Raw genomic sequence first — 19970 nt, 5'->3', positions numbered from 1 at the left:
GAGGATAATCTGATCTTGATTTTTTAGAGGCTTTAATAGCTTAAAAGATTTTAATTGGTTTTCGGAGATGGAAAACCATGATATAATTACCAGTAAAGCATTTTTCTAAATCCAGGAGGTCCGCCCTTGTTTAATATATATTGTGATGAAAGTTGTCATCTTGAAAACGATAACCAGAAGGCCATGGTTCTAGGTGCCATAAGAATACATAGAGACCGTGTTAAGATAGCTTCAGATCATATAAAAGCAATAAAATTAAAGCATGGTTTAAGCAGATCTGCAGAAATAAAATGGACTAAGGTTTCTCCAGCTAAATATGAATTTTATGCCGAATTAATTGATTATTTTTTTAGAGATTCAGATATGAATTTCAGAGGGCTAGTCATCCCAAATAAAAAAAATCTAAATCACGAGGTTTTTGATCAGACCCATGATGAGTGGTATTACAAAATGTATTATTTTATGCTTAAACCTGTTATAGCTCAAATTGATACACATATTTACATTGATATTAAAGATACCAACGGGGCAAAAAAAATCCATAAACTTAGAGAGTATCTAAGTAGGTCTATTTATGATTTTTCCCAAGTTAACATAACAAAAGCTCAGTTAATAAGGTCTGAAGAAAGCCAAATATTACAATTGGTTGATTTGATTATCGGGGCAATTGGCTATGAAAATAGAGATCTATATGGAAGTGAAGCAAAGCTTAGATTAGTGGAACTTATTAAAAGAAAAAGTGGCTCTAATCTGAGAACAAAATCCTCTTTGTTTGCTGAAAAATTCAACTTGTTTGTTTGGGATCCTCAATAGAAGAAACGGGTGATTAATTTGGAGACAACAGAAGAATTTGATAAAAGTTTATTACCTGAAATCATTGAGCTCGGTCATTTTAACGGGAATTGGTCAAAATATGAAGAATATTTGTATAAGATATTTTTAAGGGATTTTGTGTATTCTAAACCATTGTTCTTAGCTAAACAAGTTCAATATAGAAGAAATCCAGAAATCGAAGGCAAAATTCAAACTTTCTTTCATATTACCTCAGTTAATACAAGCTCAGCGAAAGACCCTAATGACAGGGAACCGGATCTGAGAAGATGCGAAAGAATTGAATGGATTAGAGTAATGATTGATCATTATTATTATAATACAGGTTGTTACAAGTACATAAAAGTTTGGCCGGAAGAATGGAAAAATTATGTTAGATGGCATTTACTACTCCCAGAAGTAAGGTTCTTAATTGTAATAGAAGAGAGAGAGACCTACAATTTATTAATTACTTCCTTTTATTTAGAAAGGGAGCATCAGTTAAGAAAAAAGCTGAAGAAATTTGAGAAATATGAAAAGCAAAAGACGCCTTTTTAAGACGTCTTCAGGAACTCCTTCTACTCGTGGCAGATGAGCTACATTTAAATTACTACAGAAGTAATCTGTTGTCAACAGACCGTACAACATTGTCCACTTATTTAATTCCAGGATGGGATTCATTTAAAGTATTCCCATTCTGTTTTGGTTTAAAACCTTAAATAATTTGTATTAAATGAAGCCCTCTTATCATATGTGCTTACCTAATTTCTATGTCAACAACATCCTCAAATTTAATGAGATTGGTGTCTCTTTTTGAATCCACAACATGGAAAGTTTTCTTCAGCTGATTTATGTAATGGATATGGCCCTCTATTTGAAAGATCTCTCCGGTTTCCGATCCGTTAAGCATTGGCAGCGGCTTAAATACCGAAAACTGAACTGGATTATTAAACTCCATTGCTTCACTTATGATCATTTCCATATCTTCGATCTGAGACATGTCAAGAACCGGCCTTTTCACTTTGTTTTGGCTGCTTTCTAATTCGCGGATCAGGTTGACATGCTCCGGAAGCATCATAGCTGTCCATTTGATTGATCCCCGATCTTTTAAGTTGTCATCTTCCATGGTGTTCATCTCCTTGAGATGATTATAAAGGAACGTTTGTTCTGTGTTCAACAAGAAAAATAATCCTTTAAAAACCCTTCTTTAAGAGAAGGGTTTATTTCGGTTCGATTTTTATTATTACTGCTGTATCTGGAAGTTTGGCCAGATGGACAGAGTAATCCCCATCTTCTATATCCAACATATCTTGATCGCTTTTTAAAAGGTCATTTAGATGTCCAATATCAATTCCTAAAATTTGAAAAACTACGAGTGTATTAAAGAGGCCCATATCGGATGCCATATTATCTGAGCCAAAAGTGGATAAATTTAAACCGTTGAAATTTTGATCGTTATCATACCATGCATTCAAAGTAAAACTGCTACCGGATTCATCACTTTCACTTATTAGCTCTCTTGTATAGATATTTTTATATTCGTCATATTCAAAATCCCCAATATCATCAAAAATAATTCGATTGAGCATAGGAGAGTTCATTTCTTCATCGTTTTCAATTTCCTCAGCTTTTTCATTGTATGCCTGTGCAAACTCTTCAAGGCTGAAATTAAATGCTTTTTGGCTACTCTCAATGTTATTTGTTTGGATGTTATTGTCTTCACTCTCAGCGTTTCTTGTCTCTTTTTCTTCAGAAGACGTATTTTCACTGCTGCACGCGGATAAAGTGAAGGATAAAAGAAAAATGGATAATAAAAAAATAAAGTTCTTCATAAAAAAAATCCCCCTCTTGTTTTAAAACGAACATTTACATTTTAAAACAAGTGAGGGGAGGTTTCCAGCATGTGGGCATCGGTATTCTTGGGCAAAGCATTTATGCTACACTTTCTATAGAACATTTTAAGAAGATGAAAAAAAACTGAAACGATCTCCCGATTAACACCGTCTAACATTAGGGTTATCAAATTTTTGCTGTTTATGTCTACTTTACATGCCTCTACCTGAACACAAAAAACCAAGTCATTCATAGACGCACCGTTTTTATCGGGAGTCTGAATTCTTCGATTGTCCACCCAAGGGAAGTGTTTAAAGAGGCGTTGAAGCGCTCCGCCGCTTCTTTCATCTGCGTCCACAACCATCCGTCCGGAGATCCGGCTCCAAGCCGCGAAGACATAGATGTAACAAAGCGTCTGAATGAGTGCGGCCGGCTGCTTGGAATCGAATTGCTCGACCACATTGTCATCGGCGATCAAAAATTTGTGAGCTTAAAAGAAAAAGGATATTTGTAACACTTTTTTTTTCATTAAATTAAGCTATAATAGAATTTATGGGTTTTTGCTTGGGAATTTTGTTTTAAGAAAGGAAGATACATACAAATGTTTGGAATTGGTGCGAGAGACCTTGGAATAGATTTAGGAACAGCGAATACGCTTGTTTTTGTTAAAGGAAAAGGAATTGTCGTCAGAGAACCTTCTGTCGTTGCGCTTCAAACAGACACAAAGCAAATTGTTGCAGTCGGAAACGACGCGAAAAACATGATCGGACGGACTCCTGGCAATGTTGTGGCACTCCGCCCGATGAAGGACGGCGTCATCGCTGATTATGAAACGACAGCTACGATGATGAAACATTATATTGGAAAAGCTGTGAAAAACAAAGGATTGTTTGCAAGAAAGCCGTATGTCATGGTCTGTGTGCCTTCAGGCATAACAGCCGTCGAGCAGCGTGCGGTCATTGACGCCACGCGCCAGGCCGGAGCGAGGGATGCATACCCGATTGAGGAGCCGTTTGCCGCGGCGATCGGTGCGAACCTTCCAGTTTGGGAGCCGACGGGAAGCATGGTCGTCGACATCGGCGGAGGAACGACAGAAGTTGCGATCATCTCCCTCGGCGGAATTGTCACATCCCAGTCTATCCGCGTTGCCGGAGATGAAATGGACGATGCAATCATAACTTATATCAGAAAAACATATAACTTGATGATCGGTGACCGTACAGCGGAAGCCATCAAGCTTGAAATCGGTTCTGCTGAAGCATCTGAAAACGGAGAAAGCATGGAAATCCGCGGCCGCGACCTTTTGACGGGACTGCCGAAAACGATTGAAATCACCGAAAAAGAAATCACGACGGCATTGCGCGACACCGTGGCTGCAATCGTCGACGCTGTGAAAAACACGCTCGAAAAAACACCTCCTGAGCTTGCGGCTGATATCATGGACCGCGGAATTGTTCTGACAGGCGGCGGCGCCCTTCTTCGCCATTTGGACAAAGTCATCAGCGAAGAAACGAAAATGCCGGTTTTAATTGCGGAAGACCCTCTTGACTGTGTAGCGATCGGAACAGGAAAGGCACTTGAACAAATCCATCTATTTAAAGGCAAAAACTAAGGACACAGGAAACAGAAGAGGTGTATAATCATGCCGCAGTTTTTTACAAATAAACGGTTGATGCTTTTACTCCTTTGTATCATCATTTTAGTGGCAATGATTGGATTTTCGTTAAAAAAAGACCGGAATGCAACTTGGCCCGAAAAATTCATTGGCGATACAACTGGTGTATTCCAAAACATTTTTCATACACCCGCCCAATTTGTCGCGGACTTCTTTGAAAATGTAGAGGACCTGAAAAACACGTATAAAGAGAATGAACGCCTGCGGAAGAAGCTGGACGGCCAAACACAGTATGAAGCAAAGCTTCAGGAGCTGGAAAATGAAAATAAGTCTTTAAGAGAAGAACTTGGCCATCTGAAGTCTATCAAAGACTACACGCCGATTTTGGCTACGGTTATTGCCAGAAACCCCGACAAGTATGAGTGGTGGAACCTGATCAAAATCAACAAAGGTTCAAAACACGGTGTTGAAAAGGATATGGCGGTAACAGATGAAACCGGAAACCTGATCGGGAAAATCAAAAGCACGAAAGTGAACAACTTCACTTCCACTGTTCAGCTGTTAAGTGCTACTGACAGAAACAACAGAATTTCCACCGTCATCTCCGCAAAGAAAGGCAAGAAGACAGTAAACGGAATCATCAACGGATATGATTCCGACAAAAAGGCGCTTTCGATGGAAATTATTGAACCTGATGCGGAAAGGGAAGTGAAAAAAGGAGATCTGGTGGAAACCTCCGGTGCAGGCGGCGTTTTTCCGAAAGGTTTGACGATCGGAAAGGTGACAGAGGTTGAACCCGATTCCTACGGCTTAACGAAAATCGCTTATGTTGAGCCTGCTGCTGATTTGTATAATCTTGACAATGTGATTGTCGTTGACCGGACGCTTGATACGGTTGATGTCGACAAGATGGATGATGAGGAGGAAGGTTCGTGAAACGTTTCCTTCTTCCCGTTATCATGATGTTTGTTTTGGTATCTGACAGCATGTATGCGGATTTTATCAGGCTGCCTTTCGTGACGGAAGATCAGCAGCTGATTCCGCGTTTTCTGCTGCTTGTTTTAGTGTTTATGACGGCTTATGTTAATCAGCCTTTTGCCATTACATATGGATTTATTTTCGGACTGTTATATGATATTAACTATACAGACCTTTTAGGTGTGTATATGTTCGGTTTTGCCGGTATTTGCTATTTATCGTCAAAAGCATTTAAAGTGTTGCAGACGAACGCGTTTGTCGTCATCTTTATTTCGGTGCTCGCCGTCTCAGTGCTTGAGTTTTACCAATACGGTGTGCAGATGCTGATTCGTCCGGAAATCATGCCGTTTTATCAATTTGTGCTAGGACGGCTTCTGCCTACGCTTGGGCTGAACGCTGTTGTCGCGATGCTGCTCGTTTATCCGTTTAAAGTGTTTTTTACCAGTCTTAAGAAAGAGCTTAGGGAAGAGTAAAAAAAGGATTTTATGAGCCGATGTCGAAATGAGTATGATGTTGAGGTGAACACCGTGAAGACCCAAAAGCAGCAATACGTAACAATTAAAGGAACGAAAAATGGACTGACGCTTCATCTTGATGACACATGCTCTTTTGAAGAATTACTATACGGTCTTCAGGATATGCTGTCACTCGAACATTATATGGATGGAAAAGGCCAGAAAATCAGTGTTCTCATTAAGCTCGGCTACCGCTATGTCACAAAGGAACAAGAAGAACTGCTAACCGAAGTGATCACTGAGAAACAAAACCTGTTTATCCACTCCATTGAAAGTGAAGTGATGACCAAGAAAGAAGCAAACCGTTTGAAAGCGGAAAGCGAGATCATTTCCGTCGCTAAAATTGTCCGTTCAGGGCAGGTGCTGGAAACGGAAGGCGATTTGCTTCTCATTGGGGATGTGAACCCGGGAGGAATGGTGAAGGCCGGAGGGAATATTTTTATTCTCGGCTCATTAAGAGGGATTGCCCATGCCGGCTTTAATGGAAATACACGAGCTGTTATTGCGGCTTCGGACATGAGACCGACGCAATTGCGTATCAATCATGTGCTCAATCGCTCCCCAGACCACATCCAAGAAGGGAACGACATGGAATGTGCTTATTTAGATGAAAACGAGAATATGGTCATTGACCGCCTTCAACAATTAGCTCATTTAAGACCTAGTTTAACAAGGCTTGAGGGAGGAATGTAAAATTGGGTGAAGCTATCGTAATAACCTCGGGGAAGGGCGGAGTAGGAAAAACGACGACATCCGCCAATCTGGGCACCGCCTTGGCCATTTTAGGGAAGCGGGTCTGTCTTGTTGATACAGATATCGGCCTGCGCAATCTGGATGTCGTCATGGGCCTTGAAAATAGAATCATATACGATCTGGTGGATGTTGTTGAAGAAAGATGCAAGATCCATCAGGCGCTTGTCAAGGATAAACGTTTTGACGATCTGCTTTACCTGCTGCCGGCGGCGCAGACTAGCGATAAATCGGCTGTTTTGCCTGAACAGATGATCCAACTGATCACACAGCTGAAACAGGACTTTGATTACATCATCATCGATTGTCCGGCGGGGATTGAGCAAGGATATAAAAATGCAGTATCAGGCGCGGACAAGGCGATTGTCGTGACTACGCCGGAAATATCCGCGGTTCGTGATGCCGATCGGATCATCGGTCTTCTTGAAAAAGAAGAAAATATTGAACCGCCGCGGCTGATTGTCAATCGCATCCGCAACCATTTAATGAAAAACGGCGATACATTGGATGTCGACGAAGTGATCCAGCACTTGTCGATCGAACTGATCGGCATTGTCGCGGATGACGACCAAGTCATTAAAGCGTCTAACAATGGAGAGCCCGTTGTCATGGACCCGAATAATAAAGCTTCCATCGCATACCGGAACATCGCCCGCCGCGTGTTGGGCGAATCCGTGCCTTTACAGTCATTTGAAGAAGAGAGTAAAGGCGTATTTGCTAAAATTAAATCGTTTTTCGGTGTGCGCGCCTAGCAAAAAAGCAATCTCATCAGTCTGAGATTGCTTTTTTTCATAGATTATCTTTTTTGTCGCTGTTTTCGACCTTATATTTCAGCATTGAAAGTTTGTTGTCCCAGTAGCGGTCGAAATAAGCGAGCCATTCCTGCAATTCGCTAAGCGGCTCGGGCTGCAGCTTGTACAGCTTTTCCCGGCCGACTTTGCGTCCGCTGACAAGCCGAGCCTCGGCTAAAATCCGCAGATGCTTGCTGACGGCGGTCCTGGTGATCGGAAAATGACTGCTGATATCAGTAATCGGCAATTCCTGATCGGCAAGAAGCTTCATCAGCTTTCTGCGGGTAGGGTCGGAAACGGCTTGAAATACATCGTGTTTTTGTGCAGGTGTCGACACTAGTTTTCAACTGCCTGACGAAGCTTTTGATTGACGATGTTTTCCCAGCCGCCGTTCATTCTGTTGCGGACATCCGTTTGCTTGTCTCCCGCTTTCACAACCGTTTCTTCCGGATCTCCCCATCCTGAGTGTATCAAGGTAAATTCCGTATTGCCATCCGGTGTCTCTTTCAGTTCAAATGACACGACCCAGCCTGAGGTATCCCAGGTGAAAGAAAGGCGGTGCGGCGCTTCAAGTTCAATCACTTTGCACGGGGAAGGCCCGAACGGCGACTGCAGGGTAAATTCATGGCCGACTTCCGGCCGGAAATCGTTTGGCATAAACCAGTCTGCAATCCCTTCACTTGTGGCTACAGCTTCCCACACCTTTTGTATCGGCGCTTGAAATACGGCTTTTTTATGTATATCAGGCACTTTGCCTTGATTGTTTTCCTTCATGATCCGACCTCCATTCATAAAATAAAACCAAAAGGTTTCATTTTGTATGATATAACACCTTATGGTTTTATGTCAATGTTGTCGTCATAACTGCCGTGGACAAGGCATATGAATGGTACAAACCAACCTGAATGTAAAGGATGAGGGTGATGAGCCACAGAGCAGATGAGATTCGTAAAAGAATCGCGAGAAAACGCAAGAAAAAAACACCGGGAAAACCGCTGGGGCGACCGGAACATAAAAAAGATGAGACCAGGCAGCCGCCTCTCTGGCCAGCCTTTGCCGACGATGAAACCAACGGAGAATCCTCTGCCCCACAAGGAAATTCGCTTTTGATAAACGGTAAACATCCGCTCGTCAAAGCCGATGCGCTAATCATCAAATGCCTTCTGGCGGCATGCCTCGTTCTTGTATCCGCTATCGCCTACAAAGGACATTTCGAACCTTTAAAACAGATCAAACCGGCAATCGGACAGGTGTTCACCGAAGAGTTTCAGTTTGCGGCTTTAAAAGATTGGTATGAGGCGAAATTCGGACATCCGCTCGCCCTGTTTCAGCCAAAAAGCAGCAAAAAGGCCGGACAAGTAGAGGTCAACAAAGATTTGGCTACGCCTGCTATGGGAAAGGTTCAGGAGAAATTTTCCGGACAGGGGATTAAGGTGGAAACAGAAGAAGAAGCCATCAGGAGCATGAAAGAGGGTTATGTTATTGAAGTGGACAAAAACCCTGATACCGGCCTGACCGTTGTCATGCAGCACGCGGATAACAGCTATACGTATTACGGGCAGCTGAAAAAAGCGGATGTCGCCTTATATGACTTTGTTGACAAAGGAGCGAAGCTCGGAACGATTGAACAGAATAAAGATGATAAAGGCGTCTATTACTTTGCGATAAAAAAGGGAGACGAATTTGTCGATCCGATCCAGGTGATTACATTTGAGTAAATGGACAGAGCTCGTCACAAAGCTTCATATTCATCCGCTCTTGTGGTTTGTGACGGCGCTCGGCTTGATGACCGGGCATATTAAAGCACTGCTATGTTTAATGATCATTATTTTCATCCACGAGCTTGGCCATGCCGCAGCCGCCGTTTATTTTTCATGGAGAATGAAAGGCATTTTTTTGCTGCCCTTTGGAGGAACTTTAGAAGTTGACGAACACGGCAACAGACCGTTAAAAGAAGAGCTCGCCGTCATTGCGGCGGGCCCGCTGCAGCATATTTGGCTTCAATTTGCAGCTTGGCTTTTGGCGAACGCTTCGTGGATCAGCCCTCACATGTTTGAGATATTTACATTTTACAACATGACGATCCTCCTGATTAATCTCTTTCCCATCTGGCCGCTTGACGGGGGAAAACTGCTGTTTTTGTTGTTTTCCAAATACGCTCCATATCAAAAAGCACAGCGGCTGAACTTGTTGGCGTCTTGTTTTTGCTGTGCGACTTTATTCGCTGTCATTTTACTCATCTCCCCGTTTCAGCTGAGCGCCTGGGTGCTGCTTTTATTTTTGGCTGTGTCTTTATATAAGGAATACCGAAACCGGCATTATGCACATATCCGTTTTTTGCTTGAACGCTACTATGGGAAAGAGCGGGAAGTGCGCCGGCTGTCGCCGATCACCGCCCGCGCCGATGAAAATGTCTATGAGGTCATGCTCAGGTTCAAAAGGGGCTGCAAACACCCCATCATCATTGAGAAAGACGGCGACCAGCTGAGCCAGCTGGATGAAAACGAAGTTCTGCACGCTTATTTCGCCGATAAACGGACGACATGTTCGATGGAAGAGCTCTTGCTTGTCTACTGACGATCTCGCATCGATCCTAAAAGACATTGACATTGGGACTATTCTTTGATATAGTTTTTAATGTTATGGATGTAGCACCCGTGCTACAACCGCTCAGCACAGGTGTTAAGCGCTTTTCAAAGCCCCCTGTGATTGGCGAGTCTTAGTTTATTAGGAGGTGCAGAGATGTACGCAATTATTCAAACAGGCGGAAAACAAATCAAAGTTGAAGAAGGTCAAACTGTATACGTTGAAAAGCTTGCTGCTGAAGCCGGCGAAACAGTTACTTTTGACAACGTATTGTTTGTCGGCGGTGAAAACGTGAAAGTTGGCAACCCGACGGTTGAAGGTGCTACGGTGACAGGCAAAGTTGAAAAACAAGGCCGCGCTAAAAAGATTACCGTATTTAAGTACAAGCCGAAGAAAAACCAACATAAAAAACAAGGTCATCGTCAGCCTTACACTAAAGTTGTCATTGAAAAAATCAACGCTTAAGGCGTGTCAGATATGATTCAAGCAACGATTACAAGATCCCGATCGAACAAAAGCATTCAGTCTTTTGAAATGTCGGGTCATGCGAATTTTGCTGAACATGGACAGGATCTCGTTTGTGCGGGAGCATCGGCTGTCGCCTTTGGAGCGGTGAATGCGGTCATGAAGCTGACAGGCATTGAACCGGTTGTCGACCTCGGGGGAGACGGAGGATTTTTATCCTTCAAATTCCCGGATGACGCGGATCAGGAGGCTTTGAAAAAAGCCCAGCTGCTTCTTGAAGGCATGGTCGTTTCCCTTGAAACGATCGAACGGGATTACAAAGGTTACTTAAAAGTAACGACGAAAAACAAATAGGAGGTGAGCTACCATGCTAAGACTAGATCTTCAGTTTTTCGCTTCTAAAAAAGGAGTAGGTTCTACAAAGAACGGACGTGACTCTGAGGCGAAGCGCCTTGGTGCTAAACGTGCCGACGGTCAATTCGTAACAGGCGGTTCAATCCTTTACCGTCAACGCGGAACGAAAATTTACCCAGGTGAAAACGTGGGCCGCGGCGGAGATGACACTCTATTTGCGAAAGTCGACGGAACGGTTAAATTCGAACGTTTCGGCCGTGACCGCAAAAAAGTGAGCGTATATCCTGTAGCCTAACTTTAAACGAAACTCCGGTCGTTCTGACCGGAGTTTTTTACATAGTGTGAAAATTTCCCTTTTGAATCGTGAAAACACCCGCCCGGCGGACGCCAAAGCGCCGGGGATTCCGCGCCGATTCTGCTTCGTTAAGTATATAAACGTGTTTCATTTATACTGTCTTCTCTGTTATAATTCAAAGTACAAACTGAATCAGACTCCTAAAAGAGAGAACTAACGATTGGGAGTGCCAAAATGGAAGAAATGTCGAAAAAACATGAAAATAATACGGATGATAAGGCTTTGACACATGAGCTGATTCACTTGCTCAGCCATTCAAGACACGACTGGATGAATAAACTGCAATTGATTAAAGGAAATCTAACATTAAAGAAATATGACCGCGTCTTTGAAATCATCGAGGAAGTGGTCATAGAAGCTCAGCATGAATCAAAGCTTTCAAATCTTAAAATACCGCGCTTTGCTTATGAGCTGCTCACATTTAACTGGAAGGCTCATTCGCTGACGCTTGAATATGAGGTGATCGGTGAAGTCAGGGATTTGTCTGCCTATGAAGAAAAGCTGGTCGTTCTCGTCAGAAAGCTGTTCCGGATTTTTGACGATTCCGCTATGAAGGGCGGCGACAATCATCTGTCGGTCACATTGCAGACGGACGGGCCGCTCGTCATCTATCTCGATTTTCACGGTATGTTGACGCGGCTGGCCGATTTCAAAGGGTTTCACGATTCACATGCCGATGATTATATCATCAAACGGTTTGATATATCGGACCGGGATTGCATAGCAGAAATTCATATTCGGTAAAGCGCGGTTTTTTAGGAATAGAACGGAGGACGTTATGTTTGTTGATCAGGTAAAAGTATATGTTAAAGGCGGGGACGGAGGCAACGGAATGGTTGCTTTCCGCCGCGAAAAATATGTCCCTAAAGGGGGGCCTGCGGGCGGAGACGGCGGTAAAGGCGGAGACGTCGTGTTTAAAGTCGACGAAGGTCTCAGCACGCTGATGGATTTCAGGTATCAAAGACATTTTAAAGCGGACCGCGGAGAGCACGGCATGTCAAAAAATCAGCATGGCAGAAATGCCGATGATATGGTGGTGAAAGTACCGCCGGGCACCGTTGTCATCGATGATGACACAAAGCAGGTTCTCGCCGATTTAACCGAGCATGGACAGGAAGCGGTCATCGCAAAAGGCGGGCGCGGCGGACGAGGCAACACCCGTTTTGCGACACCGGCAAATCCGGCGCCGCAGCTGTCTGAAAACGGCGAACCAGGCACAGAGCGCTATATTGTACTGGAGTTGAAAGTTTTAGCCGATGTCGGGCTTGTCGGTTTCCCTAGCGTGGGAAAATCGACCCTCTTGTCCGTCGTTTCTTCAGCGAAGCCAAAGATCGCCGACTATCACTTTACAACGCTTGCCCCGAACCTCGGCATGGTAGAAACAGAGGACGGACGGAGCTTTGTGATGGCCGATCTTCCGGGACTGATCGAAGGGGCGCATGAAGGAGTGGGCCTCGGCCACCAATTCTTGAGGCACGTTGAGAGAACGCGCGTCATCGTCCATGTCATTGACATGTCGGGTCTTGAAGGCCGCGATCCTTACGAGGACTACATGACCATCAATAAGGAGCTTGAGCAGTATAATTTAAGGCTGACCGAACGTCCGCAGATTATCGTCGCCAACAAAATGGACATGCCGGAAGCGGAAGACAACCTGAAGGCTTTTCAAGAAAAGCTGACTGACGACCATCCTGTTTTTCCGATCAGTGCAGTCACAAGACAAGGCTTAAGAGATCTGCTGTTTGAGATTGCCAACCGTTTGGAAACAACGCCGGAGTTCCCGCTTTATGACGAAGAGGAACTGGCCGAAAACAAGGTCGTGTATAAGCTTGAAGAGGAAGAAGCACCGTTTGAGATCACCCGTGATCCTGACGGCACCTTTGTTTTGAGCGGCGCCAAGCTGGAGCGCTTGTTCAAAATGACGGATTTCTCAAGAGACGAGTCTGTTAAGCGCTTTGCCAGACAGCTTCGCGGTATGGGAGTTGATGACGCGTTACGGGCGCGCGGCGCCAAGGATGGGGATACGATCCGCCTGCTTGAGTTTGAATTTGAATTTATCGACTGATCGACTCGGAGAGTTTGCCCGGCAGGCTCTCCGAATTTTAGATGAAAGGAAGCGTTTTTCCTTTCAAATCGATCGATTGATTATGGAAACCGGTTTTTAAAGGAGAGAAGGACCAGTGAAAGAGGAGACCTTTTATCTTGTCAGGGAAGACGTGCTGCCGGAGGCAATGAGGAAAACACTTGAAGTGAAAAAGCTGATTGAAAGGAAGAAGGCCGAATCTGTTGCTGAAGCGGTTCAAAAGGTTGATCTGAGCAGAAGCGCTTTTTACAAGTACAGAGATGCCGTCTTTCCCTTTTATACAATGGTTAAAGAACAGATCATCACGCTTTTTTTTCATTTGGAAGACCGTTCGGGGACACTGTCCCATCTGCTTCAGGTTGTCGCCGAATCAGGCTGCAATGTGCTGTCGATTCACCAGACCATTCCCCTTCAGGGAAGAGCCAATGTCACATTGTCCATCAGCACGAGGGGAATGGATGAAAATGTTGATTTGCTGATGAACAAATTAAGAAAGCTGGAATTCGTGGAAAAGGTCGAAATACTCGGTTCGGGCGCTTAAAGGGAGAGAATGTTATCTATCATGAGTATGAAAGTTGGTTATTTAGGTCCAGAAGCAACATTTACACACCTTGCTGTTTGCTCCTGTTTTGCGGGAGCTAAACAGCAGGCATTCCGCACAATACCAGCCTGTATGGATGCAGCCATGAACGGTGACATCGATCTGGCTGTTGTCCCGCTGGAAAACGCGATCGAAGGTTCGGTGAATCTGACAATCGATTACTTAATTCATGAACAGCCTCTTTACATTGTCGGGGAAATCACCGCGCCGATCCGCCAGCATCTGCTTGTGCATCCTTCAAGAAAAGAGACGTGGGAGGATATTCAAAAGGTTTATTCCCATTCTCATGCGATTGCACAATGCCATAAATTTTTGCACAGCCGGTTTGATGCTATTCCGTTTGAATATGCAACATCTACAGGAGCAGCGGCAAAATATGTGAATGAACATCCGGAGGAAAACATCGGGGTGATCGCCAATGAAATGGCTGCTGAAACCTATCAATTGGAAATCGTGAAACGGGATATCCATGATTATGAATATAACCATACAAGGTTTGTGATGCTCAATCCCGATCCGCACGCTTCCATTCAAGTCAATCCAGAGCTTAAGCCAAGGCCGAAAACAACGCTTATGGTGACCCTGCCTTCAGACAGATCAGGGGCGCTCCATCAAGTACTATCAGCTTTTGCGTGGAGAAATTTGAATCTTTCCAAAATTGAATCCCGTCCGACGAAAACCGGACTTGGAAATTATTTCTTTATCATAGATATCGAAATGGCTTTAGACGACGTCCTGATTCCGGGCGCCATAGCTGAGCTTGAGGCTTTGGGATGCAAAGTGAAAATGCTCGGGGCTTACAATGCATATCAGTTATGAGAATAGACAAGGTCCTTTGCCTACGGGCAAAGGACCTTGTTTTGTTTCCTGTCTTATTCGGAAATGAGGATACCCGCTTTTTTGAGGGCCTCGCAAGCCTGATCGATTTTTTCCTCTTCATTCGCCTCCAATGTGTGGAGATGGATGCCGTTTGTCAGCTGTGACAAGTAAGCGGCATTTGTGGAGGATATTTTTTTGACAAAGTCTGAGACTTCTTTTCTCGTGCTCACCCTGATGGATGCCGTCAAATCGCCGTAGACCGGATGTTCAATTGTGACATCCTTGACTGAGACGCCAAAATCAACGATCAAGTTCAACTCTTCTTCTGTTTTTTCAGGGCGGTGATCACAGGCGATGATCCGCTGCACCGGCTGTTTTTCTCCGGCTGCGGAGCGCAGGTACATATACCCTTGGCTTGTTGCAATAATCGGTTCATTCTTCGCTTTTAACAACGAAATGTCTTGTACGATGACCTGTCGGGAAACAGAAGCTTTTTTGGCGAGCTCGCTTCCCGTTAACGGAGCCTCCGATGCCTTAAGCCAGGCAAGCAGCTTGTTGCGCCGCTCAGTTCCCATAAGTTTTAATCCGTCTGTCAATCCGTTGGTCTCCTTTCTCATGATTCATATCTGTCAATACATTCAACAGTTTCGCAATGTGTTCCTTGGTTGTGTCACATCCGAAGGAAATCCGGATGAATTGAAGCGCCAGCTCCCTCGGAACCTGAAGGGCGTTCATCGTGTTTGACGGCTCATGATAGCCGGCAGAACATGCGCTTCCGGTTGATATGCAGATTCCGCGCCGATTACATTCCAACATAACATATTGTCCTTCAAAGGAATGAAAAAAACAACCCAGAATATGCGGAAGCACCTCTGAGTCGGCCGATTCGGGAACGGCAAGGGAAAGCGGCAGGCTCCGTTCTTTTGCTCCCCGCAAAAAATGGCTCCGCAGCATCTGTTGCTTCTCAAAAACAGCATTCATTTTGCCGGCTGTTTCTTCAGCAGCCGTGATAAAAGCCCCGATGGCGGGAACATTGACTGTGCCGCTTCGAAAACCATTCTCATGTAATGTACCGGGATAGACCGGCTTCCAATTCACACCGGGCCGGATATAGACCGCTCCCGTTCCTTTAGGGCCGTATACTTTATGACTTGACACAGACAATGCATCGATTCCAAGCTGAGCAGCATGAACAGGGATTTTGCCAAATGTCTGAACACAGTCGCTATGCAAAAGCACACCGCGGTCATGCAAATAGGAAGAGAGCTCAGCCAGCGGCTGGATGACGCCTGTTTCGGAATTCGCGTGCTGGATGGAAACAAGACCTGTATCCGGCCGCAGATGCTGTTTTAGGATGTCGATGGTGATGATCCCGGCGGCATTTGGCTTCACCAAGCTCACCTCAAATCCAAGCATGTCAAGATGCCGTTTTAAAATATGGATCGATTGATGTTCCATTTCTGTCATCAGGAAATGCCGTTTATCGGCAGGGAGTCCGTTCAAAATCGAGTGGATCGCCAAAAAATTAGATTCGGTGCCGCCGCTTGTAAAATAAACACCTTCAGGTTCACCTGAAATCAATGCCGCCAGTCTGTTTCGGCAGTGTCGTAATATGCTGTCCGCCTTTCCTCCGGCATCGTGCAGGCTGCTTGAATTGCCGTAAAGATGAGTGCTCAGTTTTTCGAACGCTTGCAGAGCATCCTTTGACATCGGTGTTGTCGCTGCATAATCAAGATAAATCACAACTCAAGTCTCCCATTCTTTAAAAAATACTTGAGTTTATTGTATCGATATGTAAATATAGGTGTCAAGACACATGTAAATTTACAGGAGGAGTCATCATGTCTCATCAGACGATCATTGTTGTCGGGGCAGGTGCGGCTGCTCTGTCTTTTGCTGCGGCGATGCCGCCGTCATATGAAGTGATGGTGGTGACAAAAGAGTCGGTCAGTGACAGCAATTCAACACTCGCACAGGGGGGGATTGCTTCATCCACATTACCGTATGACTCAGGATCTGCACATGCGGAAGACACATTATACGCCGGCTGCGGCCACAATCACATTGAAACAGTCAATGATACCATTAGAGACGGACAGCGGCTTATCGCGGAGCTAATCAAGCAGAATTTCCCTTTTGATACAGATGAAAAGGGAAGGCTCCGTCTCGGAAAAGAAGGCGCACATTCGGTGAACCGGATTTTGCATGCCGGCGGAGATGCGACGGGGCGGATGCTGATCCGTCATTTAATCAGACAGCTCGGCGGTCATGTCACCCTGAAAGAATACGAAACCGCAGCGGACTTGTGGATTGAAGACGGCCGCTGTCGAGGCGTCTGGACAAAAGACAGCAGCGGAAAGGCCGTTCTCAGAAAAGCCGACTATGTGGTGTTGGCGACGGGAGGATGCGGGCATCTTTTTCAAGTGCATACGAATAACCGCTCAGTGACAAGCGACGGACTTTCTCTCGCATATCGGGCGGGTGCCGAGCTGGCTGATTTGGAGTTCGTTCAATTTCACCCCACACTGCTTGTGAAAAACGGGCGGGCGCACGGGCTTGTCTCTGAGGCTGTGCGCGGGGAAGGAGCCGTTTTGACAGATGAAAGCGGGCGGCAGGTGATGGACGGTGTTCATCCCTTAAAGGACTTGGCGCCGAGGGATGTTGTCTCAAGAACGATTCATGAAACATTAGCGGATGGAAGCCGCGTATTTTTGGATATCCGTCATATTCCGGATTTCCGGTGGCGTTTTCCAACGGTGACTTCGATTTGTGAGGAGGCGGGGGTTCCCATTGAAAACGGACGGATTCCGGTCTCACCGGGCATGCATTTTTTAATGGGTGGCGTCTCTGTCGATAGGTGGGGAGAAACGTCTGTGCCAAACCTTTTTGTCATCGGAGAAGCCGCTTGTACGGGTTTTCACGGGGCCAACCGGCTGGCAAGCAATTCCCTGCTGGAATGTATTGTGTTTGGTCAAAGAGCGGCAGAGCGGATCAAAAGCCGGAAGCAGGCGGTCTTTGCCTGCGGAAAAGCACCTTTACCTGAAGACATCACATTTACCGTACCTTTGTGTGATGTAAAAGACATTCAAAAATGGATGACAGATCACGTCTCCATCGTGCGTAAGGCAGATGAACTGCGGAAGGTGAAAGATCGGCTTGAGCAGCTGCCTGTTCAAACGGTAAATGTGAAAGAAATCACAAAATCTCAGCTTACCCTGACCCATCTATGGCAGACCGCTAAACTGATGACAGCTTCTGCCTTGCTGCGGACAGAAAGCAGGGGAGGGCATTTCCGCTCAGATTTTCCGGCGGCAGATGATAAAAACTGGAAAGGGAAACAAATCATTCATGTAAAAGGCGATGTCGAGATTATAGAAAATGAAGGGATTGTGAAGGATGCAGCAGTTCAAGCTTAGACAAATGCTCGGAGAATTTTTTAAAGAGGACATCGGCTGGGGAGACCTCACCTCCCAGGCTGTTTTTGACGAAAATCAGCAATGTGAAGCCTTGATAACAGCGAAAGAAAGCGGCTTGTTTGCAGGGGAAATGGTGATAAGGGAAGGTTTTCATCTCATCAATGAATCGATAGCCATCGATCTTTTGAAAAAAGATGGAGAACCGGTCGAAAAAGGGGAGGTGATCGCCCATCTTAAAGGTTCGGCCGCTTCGCTTTTGACCGGTGAACGGGTTGTGCTCAACCTCATCCAACGAATGTCGGGCATTGCCACATTAACAAATCAATCTGTCATCAAGCTGAATGACCCAGGCATTAGAATTTGTGATACGCGAAAAACGACACCCGGGCTTCGCATGCTTGAAAAATACGCTGTCCAAACAGGCGGAGGCGCCAATCACCGCTTTGGACTGGACGGCGGCATCATGATTAAAGACAACCATATCGCTGCTTGCGGCTCGATTTCTCAAGCGGTCGAAAAAGCGCGGGCAGCCTGCGGACATATGGTGAAAGTTGAAGTGGAGATCGAATCTGAAAACGAGCTTAAAGAAGCGATCGAAGCCGGAGCGGATATTATTATGTTTGACAACTGTCCGCCGGAAACGGTAAAAGCATTTGCGGAAATGACGCCTGCCGGAATCATAACGGAAGCTTCCGGCGGCATCACATATGAAAATCTCCCTTCTTACAGGGGAACAGGGGTGCATTATATATCGCTGGGCTATTTGACACACTCGGCGAAAAGTCTGGATTTCAGCATGAATGTTGATCTGAAAAAATAAACGGGATTGGAGAGGGAACGATGTCTATTTTAAACTTGATTAACGATCAGAATGCGGGCATGATGCCGGATCATTATAAAGAGTTGCCGGAAGAAGAAATGGTGCAGAGAATTTTGCGGATCAAAAAGACATACGGAGAAAGGCTGTTCATTCCAGGCCACCATTATCAAAAAGACGAAGTGATTCGCTTTGCCGATGCTACAGGGGATTCGCTTCAGCTTGCTCAAGTTGCACAGCAAAACACAAAAGCGGAATATATCGCGTTTTGCGGCGTACATTTTATGGCGGAAACAGCCGATATGCTCACATTAGATGAACAAGTTGTCGTTTTGCCTGATATGAGAGCCGGCTGTTCGATGGCGGATATGGCGAATATGCAGCAGACAAACAGGGCTTGGGAGCAGCTGACACAATTGTTCGGCGATACGATCATTCCGCTGACATATGTCAATTCTACGGCTGAGATTAAAGCCTTTACGGGAAGAAACGGCGGGGCAACGGTCACATCCTCAAACGCAACCCGCATGTTAACATGGGCACTCGCGCAAAAGGAACGGATTTTATTTCTGCCGGATCAGCATCTCGGGCGAAACACAGCATATGAACTGGGCATTCCGCTCACACAGATGGCGGTATGGGACCCGATAGCGGAAAAGCTGATGTATGAAGGTGATATACAGGACGTGAAAATCATCTTGTGGAAGGGCCACTGCTCAGTTCACGAGAAATTCACAGTAAGAAATATCCAAAATGTCAAACGACGCGATCCGGAGATCAATATCATCGTACATCCGGAATGCACTCATGAAGTCGTGACGAACAGCGATTACAGCGGTTCCACTAAAAAAATTATCGACACGATCAATGCAGCGGAGCCTGGAAGCAAGTGGGCGATCGGAACAGAAATGAATCTCGTCCAGAGAATCATCAATGAGCATCCCGACAAACAGATTGAATCACTTAATCCGGACATGTGTCCGTGTTTGACGATGAACAGAATCGATCTTCCCCATTTATTATGGTCGTTGGAACAAATTGACAAAGGTGAACCGACGGGAGTCATCAAAGTTGAAAAAGACATCGCAGAAGATGCCGTCACCGCTTTGAACCGAATGCTCAGCATCAGCTAACTTTTTCAAAAAGAACAAGTTTTTATCATAACCCCTCCTGTCTCTGCAT

Annotated in this window: 25 protein-coding genes, 1 pseudogene and 1 other annotated feature; of the genes and pseudogenes, 20 read left to right on the top strand and 6 right to left on the bottom strand. The window is 45.2% G+C overall.

Features of this window, described 5'->3' with window-relative positions:
• Window positions 1–126: 126 nt before the first annotated feature.
• Window positions 127–813: a DUF3800 domain-containing protein gene (locus ACINLD_RS09755; RefSeq protein WP_059232102.1), complete on the top strand. Its 687-nt coding sequence runs from the start codon at window positions 127–129 to the stop codon at window positions 811–813.
• An 18-nt stretch (window positions 814–831) separates the two neighbouring features.
• Window positions 832–1368: a hypothetical protein gene (locus ACINLD_RS09750; protein WP_410206979.1), complete on the top strand. Its 537-nt coding sequence runs from the start codon at window positions 832–834 to the stop codon at window positions 1366–1368.
• A gap of 199 nt (window positions 1369–1567) precedes the next feature.
• Here the strand turns inward: ACINLD_RS09750 and ACINLD_RS09745 are convergent, their stop codons facing one another.
• Both ACINLD_RS09745 and ACINLD_RS09740 read right to left on the bottom strand, forming a co-directional pair.
• Window positions 1568–1936, bottom strand: a complete 369-nt coding sequence (locus tag ACINLD_RS09745; RefSeq protein ID WP_081320875.1) for a YolD-like family protein — start codon at window positions 1934–1936, stop codon at window positions 1568–1570.
• A gap of 94 nt (window positions 1937–2030) precedes the next feature.
• Window positions 2031–2642 carry a hypothetical protein gene (locus ACINLD_RS09740; protein ID WP_075213856.1) on the bottom strand — a complete coding sequence of 204 codons (612 nt, stop codon included), beginning with the start codon at window positions 2640–2642 and terminating at the stop codon, window positions 2031–2033.
• Window positions 2643–2854: 212 nt separating this feature from the next.
• Between ACINLD_RS09740 and radC the strand changes: the two are divergent.
• The 6 genes and pseudogenes from radC to minD all read left to right on the top strand — a co-directional run.
• Window positions 2855–3157 (top strand): annotated as a pseudogene (gene radC, locus ACINLD_RS09735) (RadC family protein); the annotation flags it as partial.
• A gap of 87 nt (window positions 3158–3244) precedes the next feature.
• A complete protein-coding gene (locus ACINLD_RS09730) occupies window positions 3245–4255 on the top strand; it encodes a rod shape-determining protein (RefSeq protein WP_026588122.1) in 1011 nt (336 codons plus the stop codon).
• Window positions 4256–4285: 30 nt separating this feature from the next.
• On the top strand, window positions 4286–5194 hold the full coding sequence (gene mreC / locus ACINLD_RS09725; protein WP_026588121.1) for a rod shape-determining protein MreC: 909 nt from the start codon (window positions 4286–4288) through the stop codon (window positions 5192–5194).
• A complete protein-coding gene (gene mreD / locus ACINLD_RS09720; protein WP_026588120.1) occupies window positions 5191–5709 on the top strand; it encodes a rod shape-determining protein MreD in 519 nt (172 codons plus the stop codon). The genes mreC and mreD overlap by 4 nt, the downstream gene beginning before the upstream one ends.
• A 54-nt stretch (window positions 5710–5763) precedes the next feature.
• Window positions 5764–6444, top strand: coding sequence for a septum site-determining protein MinC (gene minC / locus ACINLD_RS09715; RefSeq protein WP_026588119.1), 681 nt, complete (start codon window positions 5764–5766; stop codon window positions 6442–6444).
• A gap of 2 nt (window positions 6445–6446) precedes the next feature.
• Window positions 6447–7253, top strand: coding sequence for a septum site-determining protein MinD (gene minD / locus ACINLD_RS09710; protein WP_026588118.1), 807 nt, complete (start codon window positions 6447–6449; stop codon window positions 7251–7253).
• 37 nt (window positions 7254–7290) lie between these two features.
• Here minD and ACINLD_RS09705 read toward each other — a convergent pair whose 3' ends face one another.
• Together ACINLD_RS09705 and ACINLD_RS09700 are read right to left on the bottom strand one after the other, a co-directional pair.
• A complete protein-coding gene (locus tag ACINLD_RS09705; RefSeq protein ID WP_077736314.1) occupies window positions 7291–7629 on the bottom strand; it encodes an ArsR/SmtB family transcription factor in 339 nt (112 codons plus the stop codon).
• Window positions 7629–8066 (bottom strand): SRPBCC family protein, encoded by a 438-nt coding sequence (locus ACINLD_RS09700; RefSeq protein WP_026588116.1) that lies wholly within the window; start codon window positions 8064–8066, stop codon window positions 7629–7631. Before ACINLD_RS09700 ends, ACINLD_RS09705 begins: the two co-directional genes overlap by 1 nt.
• Window positions 8067–8215: 149 nt before the next feature.
• Here ACINLD_RS09700 and ACINLD_RS09695 point away from each other — a divergent pair, with 149 nt between their 5' ends.
• The 9 genes from ACINLD_RS09695 to pheA all read left to right on the top strand — a co-directional run bounded on the left by ACINLD_RS09695 (window position 8216) and on the right by pheA (window position 14555).
• On the top strand, window positions 8216–9010 hold the full coding sequence (locus tag ACINLD_RS09695) for a M23 family metallopeptidase (protein ID WP_026588115.1): 795 nt from the start codon (window positions 8216–8218) through the stop codon (window positions 9008–9010).
• A complete protein-coding gene (locus ACINLD_RS09690; protein WP_077736315.1) occupies window positions 9003–9869 on the top strand; it encodes a M50 family metallopeptidase in 867 nt (288 codons plus the stop codon). The genes ACINLD_RS09695 and ACINLD_RS09690 overlap by 8 nt, the downstream gene beginning before the upstream one ends.
• A 77-nt stretch (window positions 9870–9946) precedes the next feature.
• Window positions 9947–10022 (top strand) — a sequence feature (ribosomal protein L21 leader region).
• Window positions 10023–10034: 12 nt separating this feature from the next.
• Complete coding sequence (gene rplU, locus ACINLD_RS09685) at window positions 10035–10343, top strand: 50S ribosomal protein L21 (RefSeq protein ID WP_006637846.1); 309 nt, start codon at window positions 10035–10037, stop codon at window positions 10341–10343.
• 12 nt (window positions 10344–10355) lie between these two features.
• Complete coding sequence (locus ACINLD_RS09680) at window positions 10356–10697, top strand: ribosomal-processing cysteine protease Prp (protein ID WP_026588113.1); 342 nt, start codon at window positions 10356–10358, stop codon at window positions 10695–10697.
• Between the two features lie 13 nt (window positions 10698–10710).
• The gene (rpmA, locus tag ACINLD_RS09675; protein ID WP_026588112.1) at window positions 10711–10992 is read left to right on the top strand and encodes a 50S ribosomal protein L27; all 282 of its coding nucleotides are present in this window, start codon (window positions 10711–10713) and stop codon (window positions 10990–10992) included.
• Window positions 10993–11226: 234 nt separating this feature from the next.
• The gene (locus ACINLD_RS09670; protein WP_026588111.1) at window positions 11227–11796 is read left to right on the top strand and encodes a sporulation initiation phosphotransferase B; all 570 of its coding nucleotides are present in this window, start codon (window positions 11227–11229) and stop codon (window positions 11794–11796) included.
• A gap of 34 nt (window positions 11797–11830) precedes the next feature.
• On the top strand, window positions 11831–13117 hold the full coding sequence (obgE, locus tag ACINLD_RS09665) for a GTPase ObgE (protein WP_026588110.1): 1287 nt from the start codon (window positions 11831–11833) through the stop codon (window positions 13115–13117).
• A gap of 115 nt (window positions 13118–13232) precedes the next feature.
• Entirely contained in the window at window positions 13233–13676 is a 444-nt protein-coding gene (locus tag ACINLD_RS09660) for an ACT domain-containing protein (RefSeq protein ID WP_026588109.1), read from the top strand.
• Between the two features lie 27 nt (window positions 13677–13703).
• The gene (gene pheA, locus ACINLD_RS09655) at window positions 13704–14555 is read left to right on the top strand and encodes a prephenate dehydratase (RefSeq protein ID WP_026588108.1); all 852 of its coding nucleotides are present in this window, start codon (window positions 13704–13706) and stop codon (window positions 14553–14555) included.
• Window positions 14556–14608: 53 nt separating this feature from the next.
• On the opposite strand, the gene ACINLD_RS09650 is transcribed toward pheA, so the two are convergent.
• Entirely contained in the window at window positions 14609–15151 is a 543-nt protein-coding gene (locus ACINLD_RS09650; RefSeq protein WP_026588107.1) for a transcription repressor NadR, read from the bottom strand.
• Window positions 15120–16298, bottom strand: coding sequence for an IscS subfamily cysteine desulfurase (locus ACINLD_RS09645; protein WP_026588106.1), 1179 nt, complete (start codon window positions 16296–16298; stop codon window positions 15120–15122). The genes ACINLD_RS09650 and ACINLD_RS09645 overlap by 32 nt, the downstream gene beginning before the upstream one ends.
• Window positions 16299–16396: 98 nt before the next feature.
• Between ACINLD_RS09645 and nadB the strand changes: the two genes are divergently transcribed.
• The 3 genes from nadB to nadA are packed head-to-tail and all read left to right on the top strand — an operon-like array spanning window position 16397 to window position 19921.
• Window positions 16397–17971, top strand: coding sequence for an L-aspartate oxidase (nadB, locus tag ACINLD_RS09640; RefSeq protein ID WP_077736317.1), 1575 nt, complete (start codon window positions 16397–16399; stop codon window positions 17969–17971).
• Window positions 17952–18791 carry a carboxylating nicotinate-nucleotide diphosphorylase gene (nadC, locus tag ACINLD_RS09635; RefSeq protein WP_077736318.1) on the top strand — a complete coding sequence of 280 codons (840 nt, stop codon included), beginning with the start codon at window positions 17952–17954 and terminating at the stop codon, window positions 18789–18791. The genes nadB and nadC overlap by 20 nt, the downstream gene beginning before the upstream one ends.
• Window positions 18792–18811: 20 nt before the next feature.
• Window positions 18812–19921 carry a quinolinate synthase NadA gene (gene nadA, locus ACINLD_RS09630; RefSeq protein WP_077736319.1) on the top strand — a complete coding sequence of 370 codons (1110 nt, stop codon included), beginning with the start codon at window positions 18812–18814 and terminating at the stop codon, window positions 19919–19921.
• The last annotated feature ends 49 nt before the right edge of the window (window positions 19922–19970 follow it).

This window comes from Bacillus sp. z60-11 (genome assembly GCF_046464135.1).
Lineage (GTDB): Bacteria > Bacillota > Bacilli > Bacillales > Bacillaceae > Bacillus > Bacillus sonorensis_A.
This window is presented reverse-complemented; position numbering and strand designations above follow the sequence as displayed.

Coding starts and splice junctions, on each gene's coding strand:
- ACINLD_RS09745 (WP_081320875.1), bottom strand. CDS start 1,936: ATGGAAGATGACAACTTAAAAGATCGGGGATCAATCAAATGGACAGCT.
- ACINLD_RS09740 (WP_075213856.1), bottom strand. CDS start 2,642: ATGAAGAACTTTATTTTTTTATTATCCATTTTTCTTTTATCCTTCACT.
- ACINLD_RS09730 (WP_026588122.1), top strand. CDS start 3,245: ATGTTTGGAATTGGTGCGAGAGACCTTGGAATAGATTTAGGAACAGCG.
- mreC (WP_026588121.1), top strand. CDS start 4,286: ATGCCGCAGTTTTTTACAAATAAACGGTTGATGCTTTTACTCCTTTGT.
- ACINLD_RS09700 (WP_026588116.1), bottom strand. CDS start 8,066: ATGAAGGAAAACAATCAAGGCAAAGTGCCTGATATACATAAAAAAGCC.
- ACINLD_RS09695 (WP_026588115.1), top strand. CDS start 8,216: ATGAGCCACAGAGCAGATGAGATTCGTAAAAGAATCGCGAGAAAACGC.
- rplU (WP_006637846.1), top strand. CDS start 10,035: ATGTACGCAATTATTCAAACAGGCGGAAAACAAATCAAAGTTGAAGAA.
- ACINLD_RS09680 (WP_026588113.1), top strand. CDS start 10,356: ATGATTCAAGCAACGATTACAAGATCCCGATCGAACAAAAGCATTCAG.
- rpmA (WP_026588112.1), top strand. CDS start 10,711: ATGCTAAGACTAGATCTTCAGTTTTTCGCTTCTAAAAAAGGAGTAGGT.
- ACINLD_RS09670 (WP_026588111.1), top strand. CDS start 11,227: ATGGAAGAAATGTCGAAAAAACATGAAAATAATACGGATGATAAGGCT.
- obgE (WP_026588110.1), top strand. CDS start 11,831: ATGTTTGTTGATCAGGTAAAAGTATATGTTAAAGGCGGGGACGGAGGC.
- pheA (WP_026588108.1), top strand. CDS start 13,704: ATGAAAGTTGGTTATTTAGGTCCAGAAGCAACATTTACACACCTTGCT.
- nadB (WP_077736317.1), top strand. CDS start 16,397: ATGTCTCATCAGACGATCATTGTTGTCGGGGCAGGTGCGGCTGCTCTG.
- nadC (WP_077736318.1), top strand. CDS start 17,952: ATGCAGCAGTTCAAGCTTAGACAAATGCTCGGAGAATTTTTTAAAGAG.
- nadA (WP_077736319.1), top strand. CDS start 18,812: ATGTCTATTTTAAACTTGATTAACGATCAGAATGCGGGCATGATGCCG.